The following is a 13,016-nucleotide window of genomic DNA, read 5'->3' on the forward strand; positions in this document are numbered from 1 at the left end:
CGCCGCGATTGGATGTAAAAAGGGGAGAGTTAGATGCCAAAAGGCTCAGGTAAACAACTAGCACAAAATAAAAAAGCTTATCATGATTTCTTTATTGAACAAACATTTGAAGCGGGAATCGTTTTAAAAGGGACCGAAATCAAGGCAATCCGTGCGGCCCGAGTGAATTTGAAGGATGCCTTTGCTAAAATAGAAAATGGTGAAATTTATCTTCATAATATGCATGTCAGCCCTTATGAGCAGGGAAACCAGTTTAACCATGACCCATTGCGGACACGGAAGCTTCTTTTGCATAAGAAGGAAATCAGTAAACTGATCGGTGCAACAAAGGAAACAGGTTACACCATCGTCCCGTTGAAAATGTATTTAAAGAATGGCTTTGCCAAGGTTTTAATCGGACTTGGAAAAGGGAAGAAACAATATGACAAGCGTGATGACCTGAAGAAGAAGGAAGCGAAGCGTGATATTGAACGTGCTTTCCGTGATCGTCAGAAGATGTAGAACTGCCAAGACCTTACAATTGATTTTTTGAACCAATCTGTTATAATTAATCCTGTACCGATGACAATTGAATATCAGCCAACTTGCTGACTATTCTTCTCTCGTACGCTCCATTTCTATCATGGGGACGTTACGGATTCGACAGGGATAGTTCGAGCTTAAGTTGCGAGTCGAGGGGATCGGCCTCGTTAAAACGTCAACGCCTATAACTGGCAAACAAAACAACAACCTAGCTTTCGCTGCTTAATAACAGTCGATAGCTGTTCCTCCCTCCATGGCCCACGTGGTAGGGTAAGGGACTCACTCTAAGTGGGATACGCCGGAATCCACCGTCTGAGGATGAAGGAAGAGACCAATCAGACTAGCTGCTCTGCCGCCTGTCGATAGGCTAATGAGTTCGCGAAATGCGAATATATCGACTACACTCGTAGAAGCTTAAGTGCCGTTATGTCTGGACGTGGGTTCGACTCCCACCGTCTCCACCAATACATATATTGGTGGTTTTTTATTTGTTTTTTTTTCGAAAAATCGGTAAATTGAATAATTCGCAGATAAATCAGGAGTTTTCGCTGATATATCTCCATTTTCGAAGATATATTCCCGACTTCGCAGATAAACTGTACAATTTCCATAATTTGCTGTAGAATCCTTTGGGAGAAACCTAGATTGTTGCGATGAAATTGATTGTAAAAAAGCGAAAAGTTCCTCTTGCCATACGTAAATTACGTGCATTAGCGTGCAGGCTTCCTCCGAATCACCCTAAAATCCCCGTAATCATGAACGATCTCAAAAAAAAGGGAAGCGGGCTATAAAGGGGAATGTTAGCTTAAAAGCTATTTCATCTTCCACGATTTAAGGCTGCAGGGTCAATCACGATTTTTTCAACTGGATACCTTATTAATCTCCAAGAATTATGCGCTTATCATTAAAGTGAAGAACATTGCAGGGGTAATCTATTTTGATCCGCATTTCAATCAGCTCATTCGAACGATAGAAGGAAAAGAGATGGCATTTCCAAATCCCATCATACAAGTCAGCCGCCAGGAATCACAGTTAACGGATTGGTTTTTGAAAAATGGTTTTCCCTCATTACTCATCCTTTCTTTAATTGTCATTAGTAGTCCCCAAACAATCATCCGTACATCTTCTGAAAACCATAAACTCCACTATAAAGTTATCCATCGCGATGCACTTCCCTCTAGAATTAAGCAAATGGAAGATTCCATAACAGACTCCAGTTTTAATGAAAAAGATTTGAAGAAAGCAATTCGCGTAATGAATAAACACCAAATCGATGCGGACTTTTCCATTCTGGAACGATACAATCTTACCGAAGAGGACCTAATAAAAGGAGTGTTTTGCGAGAATTGCAAGGGGAATCAGTCTAGAAGGCATGGCACATGGATTTGCAATCCATGCCAACTATCCAGTAAAACTGCACATATCCAGGCTTTACGAGATTATTTTTATCTATTAGGCACAACTATAATGAATCGGCAGTTGAGGGATTTTCTTAAACATTACCTCTGCATCCAGTGCAACGAGGATCTTGCAATCATTGAATCTGACAAGCCGTGGTGCGAATAAGGGGAGGGTGTAAAGCTTGTTTTTTGATGAGTGATTTCTGGGTGACCTGCCCCTCATCTTATATCATTAGAATAATATCTATTACTGGAGAAATGCCATCAGCTTGATATACTGTTTTCCATGCTAATGCTTCATGTTTAACATTATTTAACATAGGTGTAGATTTATCAATTAAAATACTTTATCCCCATTCATGATCTTCAACGTGTTTCATATGTTAGCATTTCATCCAGTACAGAACAAAGACTCAAAAGAAGCATGACTTCTCTTGAGTCTTTGTTCCGATTCTATTCTTTTAATTCCTTGCCCATTCCCTTTAGGAAGTGGATGCCAAAACCGATCGCCCGGTTTATGTCTGGATCATTCAATGTTTTCATTAAATCCATTACACCGATCTTCTTATCGGTCTGAAGGAATTTGTTTCCTTCATCGATTCCTGCAAGTGCACTGTTAAGCAGTTTCGTGGATTGTGCGGCATCGGCGTTCATCAAGGCTCCTGTTGCCCCCATAAGGGTATTGATCAGGTTTGTGACAGGTTGCCTTGTGATTTGTTGAAGAGCGATTTTCGCAATTTGTTCTTTTCCTTGAAGCATGGAGGCTGCGGCTTCAAATACTCCCGAATCATTCAGTTCATTGACGATTTTAAACATATTGTTTAAGGCATCTTCATTATCGGTGATCAGCGTTTTCAGTTCTTCTAGTTTTTGTAGCTTTATTTCTTCCTCAGTAATGGGATTATGGATTTCCGTAATAGGAGCTGCCATGATCTTCACCCTCCCTGTTTATTTATCCGTTAAGTGAACATACCCTGGACGGGCCCACTTACGTTCAACCTCGACACCATTTTTGGGATGACGTTTTTTGTTCCGTGGATTGGTACCCGGTAATGGGATGTCTCCGCTTGCGCTTAATACTTCCATGCGGACCATTGTCTGTTTGTAAGCAGGCGTGCTTGTGCGTTGATCATAGATAGGACCAGTCAGGAAGTTAATGGCAGAGTCTTTATCGACGGAGTTCATCGGTAAAAATAGCTCATTATTTTTAACACGGTCTGTGATCAGGGCTTTTAATTTAACGGCCCCGAATGGAGACACTAAGCGAACGAGTCCGCCATCACTGACTTTACGTTCTTTTGCAAGTTCTGGTGAAACCTCAACGAAAATATCAGGTACTTTCGATTGGATTCCATTGGATTTGTTCGTCATATTCCCTTCATGGAAATGCTCCAGCATGCGTCCATTATTGATATGAAGGTCATATTCTTCTGGGAATTTATGCGGCTCCACCCAGTCAGCCAGTGCAAATCGCGCTTTCTTATCAGGGAAGTTGAAGCCATCCACATAAAGAAGCGGCGTGTTTGATCCATCATGGCTTCCCCACAGGAAGCTGTTCCATCCTTCCAGCACCTCGTAATTCGCCTGGCTGAATATCGGTGACAGGCTTGCCATTTCATCATAGATTTCACTAGGATGAGTGTAGTTCCAATTTGCACCCAAGCGGTTGGCGATCTCTTGAGTGATTTCCCAGTCCGCTTTAGAATCTCCCATAGTGGGAAGGGCTTTATATAAACGCTGCACACGGCGCTCCGTATTGGTGAACGTTCCGTCTTTTTCAAGAGACGGAGCTCCGGGCAATACCACGTCGGCATATTGGGCTGTCCTTGAAAGGAAAATATCCTGGACAACAAAGAAATCCAATCCGGATAACACTTTATCAACATGGTTTGCATCCGCATCAACAAGTGCCATATCTTCACCTACAAGATACATGGCCTTCATGTCGCCTTTTTCTATCGCTTTAAGCATTTCAATATTGTTCAAGCCAGGTTTGCCATCGATTTTCACTCCATAAGCCTTTTCGAATTTAGCACGTGCCTCGTCATCGGTAACATGCTGATATCCCGGAAGCCATGTTGGAAGGGTACCCATATCGCAAGCGCCCTGTACATTGTTATGGCCGCGAAGCGGATAAGCTCCCGCTCCTGGGCGGCGGTAGTTACCTGTAGCTAATAGCAGGTTGGAAATTGCAGCCGAAGTATCGGAAGCACCGGTGTTTTGTGTAACGCCCATTCCCCAGAGAATGCATGTTCCGTCTGCATCGCGAATGGTCTCAGCTATTTGGATCAATGTTCCTTTTGAAATACCTGTGTTTGTTTCTGCATATTCCAGGGTATATTTTTCAAGTACTTCTTTATAATCATCGAAGAAGTTAACATTCTCATTGATGAATTCTTGATCATGCCAGCCTTGATCAATCATATATTTTGTAACCGCCATCAACCAAACCTGGTCTGTTCCTTGTTTTGGACTGATATGGATGTCGGAACGCTCGGCCATTTCGTTTTTGCGAATATCAGCTACGATCAGTTTTTGTCCGTGAAGCTTGTGTGCCCGTTTAACGCGTGTCGCCAGTACGGGATGGCCTTCTGCCGGGTTGGCCCCAACGATGATGACAAGACCTGCTGCGGCGATATCCTTGATCGTACCAGCATCACCGCCCATGCCGACTGTACGGAAAAGTCCGTCTGTTGCCGGGGATTGACAGTAACGAGAGCAATTGTCGACGTTGTTCGTTTCGAACATTTGCCGTGCCAGTTTCTGAATCACATAGTTTTCTTCATTCGTGATCTTGGATGAGGAAATGAAGCCTACTGAATTTCCTCCGTATTGCTGTTTGATCGAACCGAGTCTGGATGCAACCAAATCAAGTGCTTCATCCCAGCTTGATTCAACGAATCTTCCATTTTTCCGAATCAGGGGCTTTGTCAAACGTTTTTCCGAGTTTACGAAGTCCCAACCGAATTTCCCTTTGACACATGTGGAAATCGCATTGACGGGTGCTTCATGAGTAGGTTGGACTTTAAGGATTTTACGTCCTTTTGTCCAGACTTCGAATGTGCATCCTACCCCACAGAACGTACAGACCGTTTTTGTCTTCTTCGTCCGTGTATCACGCATTGCCGCTTCAATCTCCGAAATGGCAAAAATCCCGCTGTATCCAGGTTCCACTTCTTTAACAAGGTCAATCATTGGTTCAAGCATATCGTTTTTCAAACCTGACATGAAGCCAGCCTCACCCAGCATCGATTTTTCCATTAATGCATTACATGGACAAATGGTTACACACTGTCCGCAGCCTACACAGGATGAGTTATTGATTTCCGTTCCTTCATCCCAGATTACCCGAGGGCGTTCTGCTTCCCAGTCGATGGACAGCGTCTCGTTGACCTGAAGGTTTTGGCAGACTTCGACACATTGTCCGCATGCGATGCATTGATTGGCATCATAGCGGTAAAATGGATGGGACATATCGACGGCGCCCAATTCCACTTTCGGTGTGTAAGGATATTTTTGGTGTTCAATTTCCATTAATTCCGCTGTGTTATGCAGTTTGCAATTTCCGTTATTATTATCACATACAGTACAGTATAAAGAATGGTTTTCCAGGATCCGGTCCATGGCTTCGGTTTGGGCTTCTTTTGCCTTGCTAGAGTCCAAGGCTATATCCATGCCGCTCACTGCTTTTGTCGAACATGATCGGACGAGTTTCCCATTAACTTCGACGATGCATGTGTCGCATGTTTGGATCGGATCCACTTCAGGAACATAACAAATCTGTGGATGAGCCATCTCATTTTGGTTGATGACCTCAAGTATTGTCGCTCCTTCATTAGCGGTATAATCCTTCCCATTGATTTTGATGATGATGTTTGAATCGCTCATTATATTTCCCCCTTTTATAGCCAAAGAACACGCAAAAAAACCACCATGATCACACCTCCGGCTCTGAACGGAAATGTAGGTCATGGTGGAATAGTTTAATAGCAAAGCTTGCCAATATACCAATCCATACCATAATGGATAATTTTAAAAAAGATAGGGACACAACAGTACACTATTATGCTCCCAACTTTCATCATAGATATTATACCTTTAATTAAAAAAAGAAACAATCCTGGAAAGAGGGTATCATTCCCAAATTCCTTTCGTTTTTCTTCGCGTTGATTTATGATAAGAAAATTGAGAACTTAATTTTCTTGAATTGGAGTGACGTAACGGTGTCAAAAGTTATCCATGAATTCAATGATATGATTCGTAAGCTGCGCAAGGAACTATTCGGTAAAGGACCAGAACGCATACACACGGTTTTCGTGGAAAATATGGCCGTTTCTACGTTATATGGGAATTTGACTCCTACGGAAATGTTCATATCAAGATCAGAGGAAGGAAGGGATATGGTCCATTCAGCACGAACCAAAATGGTTCAGGATGTGTATTCGGAGAGTCCTCCTGATGGAATGGAAGAACTGGTTGGAGCTAAACTGGTCCATTTGTTTTCAGACATCAAAATTAAAGAGAACATAGCGATTTCCGTATTCGTATTTGATAAGAATATAGCGGACAAACTCAATGGGCATTGACCATGTTCCTTACATATTGGTCAATTGGCTCCTGGATATTTAAAGGAGTGGGAACATGAAAGCGATTGAAAGCAAGAGGGACATCATCCGGATAAGTAAAGGTGACATCGAGCGGACGGAAGATACGATCGTAACGGAGTATCCCGTTACTGTCAAAATAAATGGCCAGGAATTCGTCACGATGGTTTGTACACCTGAATACATCGAGGATATGGTGATTGGTTATTTGGCTTCGGAAGGAATCATCAAAAATTATGATGAGATAAAGGAAATCTGGGTTCAGGAAAAAGAAGGCTTTGTTCATGTGAAGACAGATAAAGTGAATCCCTACTTCCAGGACTTTCAAAATAAGCGGTATATTACATCATGCTGCGGAATGAGCAGACAAGGTTTCGTCTTTGTGAATGATGCATTGACTGCCAAGAAAATGGATAATGTTTCGGTGAAACTGACTCCTGATGACTGCTTCCGCTTGATGAAGGATTTACAAAATTCCGCTGTCACCTTCCAGAACACAGGCGGAGTCCACAATGCCGCTTTATGTGATGTCGATGGCTTCGTATTAAGCAGGATGGACATTGGACGGCATAACGCCTTGGACAAAATATACGGCCATTGCTTGAAAAATGGTATTTCGATAGAAGGGAAAGCTATCGTGTTCAGCGGCCGGATTTCATCGGAAATTCTCTTGAAAGTGGCGAAAATCGGCTGTGAACTGATACTCTCGAAATCCGCTCCAACCGAATTGGCTTTGGAGTTGGCTGAAGGATTGGGAATCACCACGGTCGGGTTCATTCGTAATGATTCACTGAATATCTATACATGCCCTGAAAGAATTCAATTGAATGACTGAGCATCCTTCGCTTGAAAGATGCTTATGGGAAAGTCCTTGCCGGCATGGCCTGGGCTTTTTTTGTACTTGAAAAAGGATATATCCAACAGGCCTTTTATGGTAAAGTTTTATAAAGCAATCAAGGAAAAGCGTATCGGGGGAAGGGTTATGAATGAAAGGGATTGGCATATTTTAAAGGTTTTGCATGAAAACAAGAATATTACTAAAACGGCGCAAAGTTTATATATCTCGCAACCTTCTTTAACGAAACGGATTCAACAAATAGAGAAGGAATTCAATCTGAAGATTGTGGAGCGGGGAACAAGGGGAGTGCAGTTCACCCCTCAAGGGGAATATTTGGCCATCTGTGCAGATGAGATGCTGATCAGGCTCCGGCAGATAAAAGAGACAGCATTCAATATGGGTCAGGAGATCAGTGGAACATTACGGCTGGGTGTTTCCAACTATATTACGCTGCATAAATTGCCAGGCCTGCTGAAAGTATTTCGTGAGCGATATCCTAAAGTGGATTTTCATGTGACAACTGGATGGAGTAAAGAAGTGCTGAACCTCATTTATAAGGAAGAAGTGCATGTCGGGATTGTTCGGGGGGACTATCAATGGTCAGGGTCAAGGCATCACCTTTTTGAGGAAACGATTTGTATTGCTTCCAAGGAAAAAATCGAAGTCCGGAACCTGCCTTTCCTGCCGAGGATCGATTATGGGACAGATGCCCTTTTGAAAACCATGATTGATAATTGGTGGAGAGACAATTTTTCTGGACCTCCTTTGGTGGGGATGGAAGTGGATAAAGGTGATACTTGCAAAGAAATGGTCAGGAATGGCCTGGGATATGGCATCCTACCCAGTGTTTTATTGGAGAAGGACCAAAATCTCCGTCAAATGGACCTTAAGGATAAGCAAGGTAATCCGCTTATCAGGAATACGTGGATGTTATATCATGAAAAATCGTTGGAATTAAAACTGGTCAAAGAGTTTGTCGAATTTGCCAAAGACGTTGATTTCATGAAAGATATTTAAATGGAAGCGCAGAAACCTCTGTGCTTTTTTTGTCATTCCTTTTTTGAATGGTTAACGATAATTTATTGGTATTTTAATTATGGTTATCCCGGCATTATGATAGATGGGAGATGTAAATCATCAGGAATTTGCCTAAGGAATGGAGATGAAGTCAAGTGAGTGTCCTGTTTCTGATCGTATTGAATGTCATTGTGCCGGTCTTTTTCCTTATAGGGGCGGGGGCCATTCTGCATCGTAAATTCAAGTTGGATATGAATACGCTATCTAAATTGAATCACTTCCTGCTCATGCCGGCCATTAGCTTTGTCAATATCTATCAAAGCAAAATGGGCGGGGGGATGATCGTCCAGATATTCAGTTTCCTTGCTCTTCAAGCAGCAAGCCTCATCATCGTGAGTACATTGATTGCTAAACTTGCCAGGTTTGATCAAAGCCTTTCGGCCACGTTTAAAAATAGTGTTGTCCTGAATAACTCAGCCAATTTCGGGTTACCCGTCAGCCAGATGGTTTTTCACGGAAATCCTCTTGGCCTGTCGATCCAAGTCATCGTGATCATTTTTCAAAACCTGTTGACCTATACCTATGGATTAATGAATTCCGTTTCCGTCCATACAAAAAGTGCAAAAGGTGCCATTCGCGAGTTCTTGAAGAACCCAGTCATTTATGCTTTATTACTTGGTTTTCTATTACAGGCCGCTTCTTTCGACATTCCTCTGTTCTTATGGACCCCGATTGATAATATCGCGAGTGCCTTCATTGCCATTGCCCTGATAACATTGGGTGCACAGAGTGCCTATTTGAAAATGACGCATTTCCCGCTTCCGCTTATCCTTAGCTTGGTTGGAAGGCTGATACTTTCACCATCCATCGCATTCCTGATCATCCTCATGCTGGGCTTGGAAGGGACTGTCGCCCAGGGATTATTTATCGCCAGTTCATTTCCAACATCAAGAAACAGTGCATTATTCGCTTTGGAATATGACAACCATCCGGAGTATGCGGCACAGGCAGTCTTGATGTCGACTTTATTCAGCAGTATAACGGTAACGATGGTCGTATATCTATCAAAAATATTATTCTAGCAGGTCTGCTCAAAATTGCAGTCTCTGACTGTAGACAAACTCGATGAAAATCGAGTTTGTCTACAGTTTAAAGTGTTTGTAAAATCGTGATTGGAACGTAGGGCACTCGCTTTCCGCGGGCGGTACGCCCTCGGCGTTCTTTACGCCTGCGGGGTCTCCCTTGGACACGCTTTTCCCGCAGGAGTCTCGCACCTTCCGTTCCAATCACTTTGTTTAATTTAGATAGAACCCCTTTTGTCTACAAACAGGGACTGCTCTGAAGGAGCAGTCTTTTCCCCCTTTTACTGCGATAAAACTTTATGAACAATATGGAAGTTATGGAAGTTATGCATTTTAGTTGGGCAATCAAATAAAAGGAAGATATTTTTGTAGAATTAAGAAAACGCTTTCAAAAGGGGGATTCATATGTTTTCTCGTAAAAAGATTTCAGCGGTCATATTGGCAAGTTCGTTAGCTTTAAGTTTAGGTGCATGCAGCAGTTCGGATACATCAGGAGAAAAGAAAGAAAGTACAGGTTATCCGAAAAAGGCCATAACGATCGTTGCTCCTTCGGGCGCAGGAGGGGGATGGGACTTAACCGCCCGTTCATTTACAAAGGTCTTGGGTGAGACAAAACTGGTGAACCAGCCATTAACCGTCGAAAACAAACCCGGTGGCGGGGGCGCTGTCTTCATGGCGGAATATGCAACACAGCAAGCGGATAACAATGACATGCTGTTCGTGAATTCACCGCCTGTCATCATCAATAACCTCAAAAAAGAAGGCAACAGTCCTTATGGATATAAAAATACGACTCCTTTGGCGCAGCTGACAAAAGATTACGGGGCGATAGTGGTAAAGGCGGATTCTGAATTCAAGGATTTGAAATCAGTGCTGGAAGCGGTGAAGAAAGATCCGCGTAAATTGACCTTTGCAGGGGGATCGGCTCCGGGATCCATGGATCATTTGATTTCCATTCTTCCAGCCTATGAATATGGCTTGAATCCAACCGAACTTAAATACGTTTCGTACGACGGTGGCGGGGAAGCGATTACGGCATTGCTTGGCGGAAATGCAGATGTGATCGGAACGGATGCATCCAGTGTCAGGGAATTTTTAAAAGCAGGAAAGATTAGAGTGTTGGCCGTAACCTCGACTGAACGTTTGGGTGGAGACCTTAAAGACATACCGACGGCAAAGGAACAGGGTGTTGATGCTGAATTCACGATTTGGAGAGGCGTTTTTGGACCTCAGAATATGTCTGGTGAAGCGAAAACCTTTTGGGACGGAACCATTGCAAAATTAGTAGAAACTTCTGAATGGAAAAAGGAAGTGGAAGTTCAAGGATGGGAACAAGAATATAAAAATAGTGAAGAATTCAGCAAGTTTTTAGCAGAACAGGAGAAACAGGTGCAGCAATTATTAGAAGCTTTAGGCATGGAAAAATAATGGAGAAGAAGGAGGTGCTTTCACCTTCTTCTTATTTTCTGAAATGGAGGGATAAGGATGGACGTGAAATTTGATCGCTTTGCATCTGTAGCCTTTCTGGCTGTCGGAGTGCTGTTTATGATAGGAAGCAGGAAGCTGGCCAGTTCTTCTTATGGAAGTTCGGTAGGACCGGACATTTTCCCTTTTGTACTGGGATTCGTCCTTGCTGTTTTAAGTATTCGCCTGTTCTATGAGGCATTTCGGAGCAAGGTACAGGAATCGGGTAAGGGAAAGCTGGAATATAAACCTTTTATCATCATTTTGCTCTCCACCTTGATTTATATTTTGACATTGGAAACGATAGGATATGTCATTACGACCTTTCTCTTTTTGTTTGTTTGCTTTCAAACGATGGAACGGAATAAGTGGGTGACATCGCTCATCATTTCCGCAGGATTTTCAGGGATCATCTATTATTTATTCGTGAAAGTGTTAAAGGGAACACTGCCGGGTTGGCCAATCTGGTTTTCATAAAAGGAAGGGGGATGTGAAGTGGGCACTTTTGATTATTTAATGCATGGATTTGAAACGGCACTAACTTGGTATAACATTCTTTTTGCATTTGTCGGAGTATTGATCGGTACGGCTGTCGGCGTTTTGCCGGGGATCGGGCCGATGAGCGGTGTGGCTCTTTTAATTCCGGTAACCGCTTCGATTACAGGGGGACTTCCACCAGAGCAAGCGGCAACAAGCGCCATCATTTTACTTGCAGGTGTGTATTATGGAGCGATGTATGGAGGGTCGACAACTTCGATCCTATTGAATACACCTGGCGAATCTTCTTCAGTCGTCACCACATTGGATGGCTACCAAATGGCGAAGAAGGGAAGAGCCGGGAGTGCTTTATCCATTTCGGCAATCGGTTCCTTCGTCGGAGGGATAGTCACCCTTATCGCCATGATTGCTTTGGCTCAGCCATTATCGACGATTGCCATTAAATTCGGTCCGGCTGAGTATTTTTCGCTCATGCTTCTAGGGTTGGCGGCAGTCAGCGGCCTCGCGGGAAAATCCGTAACCAAGGCATTGATCATGACAGTTTGCGGTTTGTTGATCGGGACGATAGGCATTGATAATGTATCCGGGATCGCCCGTTTTACATTCGACATTCCTTGGCTGTATCAAGGAGTCGAATTCCTGACGATAGCAGTGGGTCTATTCGCCCTAGGAGAAGTATTCAAGACAATCTTGGAAAAAGAAGAGGATGATGGGGAAATTGCAAAGATCAATAATTTGATTCCTTCCAAAGAAGAATTCAAGGAATCTGCGGGGCCAATTGCGAGGGGGTCGCTCTTAGGTTTTTTTGTAGGGATCCTGCCGGGTGCAGGGGCTACTCTTGCATCTTTCTTCTCATACCTTATGGAAAAACGGATTTCAAAAAAACCCGAGAGATTTGGTACAGGGGCGATCGCTGGAGTGGCTGGTCCTGAAACGGCCAATAACGCGGCTTCTGGCGGAGCGATGATTCCATTATTGACGCTGGGAATTCCCGGTTCCGGTACAACGGCGATTTTAATGGGTGCGCTCATGATGTACAATGTTCAGCCAGGTCCATTATTATTCGAGGACCATCCTCAGGTGGCTTGGGGACTTATCGCCAGTATGTTCATCGGGAATCTGATGCTCCTCATCCTTAATCTCCCGCTCGTTAAGGTTTTTGCGAAAATCATTGAAACGCCAAAGAAATATTTGATTCCGATCATTATCGCGATTTCCATTTTTGGCGTTTATGCGGTACAAGTATCGACTTATGATTTATTGCTATTACTAGGATGCGGGGTCTTGGGATATTTCTTAAGTAAAAATGATTATCCAATCGCCCCGTTGGTATTAGGACTGGTTTTAGGACCGATGATAGAAAATAATATGCGCAGGGCCCTGACGATATCCGATGGTGATTACAGTTTGTTTTTCACTCGGCCGCTTTCCCTGACCTTCCTGATTGTAACGGCGTTATGGCTGCTCATTCCGGTTTTACTTAAGAAGAGAGGTAAGGATGTTGTCATCAATATTGAAGGTTAACCTATATTTTCTGAATGTTATGAAAAAACCTCTTTTTTCAAGGGGTTTTTTTTTATATGATGTAAGT

General features: G+C 43.1%; 11 protein-coding genes and 1 other RNA gene. 10 read left to right on the plus strand and 2 right to left on the minus strand.

Going from position 1 to position 13,016, the window contains the following annotated elements; all coding sequences use genetic code 11:
* Window positions 1-33 precede the first annotated feature (33 nt).
* From smpB to Q8G36_RS00790, 3 genes are all read left to right on the plus strand, one after another.
* The gene (smpB, locus tag Q8G36_RS00780; protein ID WP_305158529.1) at window positions 34-501 is read left to right on the plus strand and encodes an SsrA-binding protein SmpB; all 468 of its coding nucleotides are present in this window, start codon (window positions 34-36) and stop codon (window positions 499-501) included.
* 123 nt (window positions 502-624) lie between these two features.
* Window positions 625-986, plus strand: a transfer-messenger RNA (tmRNA) gene (gene ssrA, locus Q8G36_RS00785).
* Between the two features lie 355 nt (window positions 987-1,341).
* Window positions 1,342-2,088, plus strand: a complete 747-nt coding sequence (locus tag Q8G36_RS00790) for a nuclease-related domain-containing protein (protein WP_370694009.1) — start codon at window positions 1,342-1,344, stop codon at window positions 2,086-2,088.
* A gap of 287 nt (window positions 2,089-2,375) precedes the next feature.
* Here Q8G36_RS00790 and Q8G36_RS00795 read toward each other — a convergent pair whose 3' ends face one another.
* Both Q8G36_RS00795 and fdhF read right to left on the minus strand, forming a co-directional pair.
* On the minus strand, window positions 2,376-2,852 hold the full coding sequence (locus tag Q8G36_RS00795; RefSeq protein WP_305158530.1) for a DUF1641 domain-containing protein: 477 nt from the start codon (window positions 2,850-2,852) through the stop codon (window positions 2,376-2,378).
* Between the two features lie 18 nt (window positions 2,853-2,870).
* Window positions 2,871-5,810, minus strand: coding sequence for a formate dehydrogenase subunit alpha (gene fdhF / locus Q8G36_RS00800; protein WP_305158531.1), 2,940 nt, complete (start codon window positions 5,808-5,810; stop codon window positions 2,871-2,873).
* Window positions 5,811-6,145: 335 nt separating this feature from the next.
* Between fdhF and Q8G36_RS00805 the strand changes: the two genes are divergently transcribed.
* The 7 genes from Q8G36_RS00805 to Q8G36_RS00835 all read left to right on the plus strand — a co-directional run bounded on the left by Q8G36_RS00805 (window position 6,146) and on the right by Q8G36_RS00835 (window position 12,949).
* Window positions 6,146-6,508: a DUF2294 domain-containing protein gene (locus tag Q8G36_RS00805; protein ID WP_063234138.1), complete on the plus strand. Its 363-nt coding sequence runs from the start codon at window positions 6,146-6,148 to the stop codon at window positions 6,506-6,508.
* Between the two features lie 55 nt (window positions 6,509-6,563).
* Window positions 6,564-7,361 (plus strand): formate dehydrogenase accessory sulfurtransferase FdhD, encoded by a 798-nt coding sequence (fdhD, locus tag Q8G36_RS00810; RefSeq protein WP_305158532.1) that lies wholly within the window; start codon window positions 6,564-6,566, stop codon window positions 7,359-7,361.
* 147 nt (window positions 7,362-7,508) lie between these two features.
* Entirely contained in the window at window positions 7,509-8,381 is an 873-nt protein-coding gene (locus tag Q8G36_RS00815) for a LysR family transcriptional regulator (RefSeq protein ID WP_305158533.1), read from the plus strand.
* 155 nt (window positions 8,382-8,536) lie between these two features.
* Complete coding sequence (locus Q8G36_RS00820) at window positions 8,537-9,463, plus strand: AEC family transporter (protein WP_305158534.1); 927 nt, start codon at window positions 8,537-8,539, stop codon at window positions 9,461-9,463.
* A 405-nt stretch (window positions 9,464-9,868) separates the two neighbouring features.
* On the plus strand, window positions 9,869-10,891 hold the full coding sequence (locus tag Q8G36_RS00825; protein ID WP_305158535.1) for a Bug family tripartite tricarboxylate transporter substrate binding protein: 1,023 nt from the start codon (window positions 9,869-9,871) through the stop codon (window positions 10,889-10,891).
* 57 nt (window positions 10,892-10,948) lie between these two features.
* Window positions 10,949-11,404, plus strand: coding sequence for a tripartite tricarboxylate transporter TctB family protein (locus Q8G36_RS00830; protein ID WP_305158536.1), 456 nt, complete (start codon window positions 10,949-10,951; stop codon window positions 11,402-11,404).
* Window positions 11,405-11,422: 18 nt separating this feature from the next.
* A complete protein-coding gene (locus Q8G36_RS00835) occupies window positions 11,423-12,949 on the plus strand; it encodes a tripartite tricarboxylate transporter permease (protein ID WP_305158537.1) in 1,527 nt (508 codons plus the stop codon).
* Window positions 12,950-13,016 lie beyond the last annotated feature (67 nt).

Source organism: Peribacillus frigoritolerans (assembly GCF_030676415.1).
Classification (GTDB): domain Bacteria; phylum Bacillota; class Bacilli; order Bacillales; family DSM-1321; genus Peribacillus; species Peribacillus frigoritolerans_A.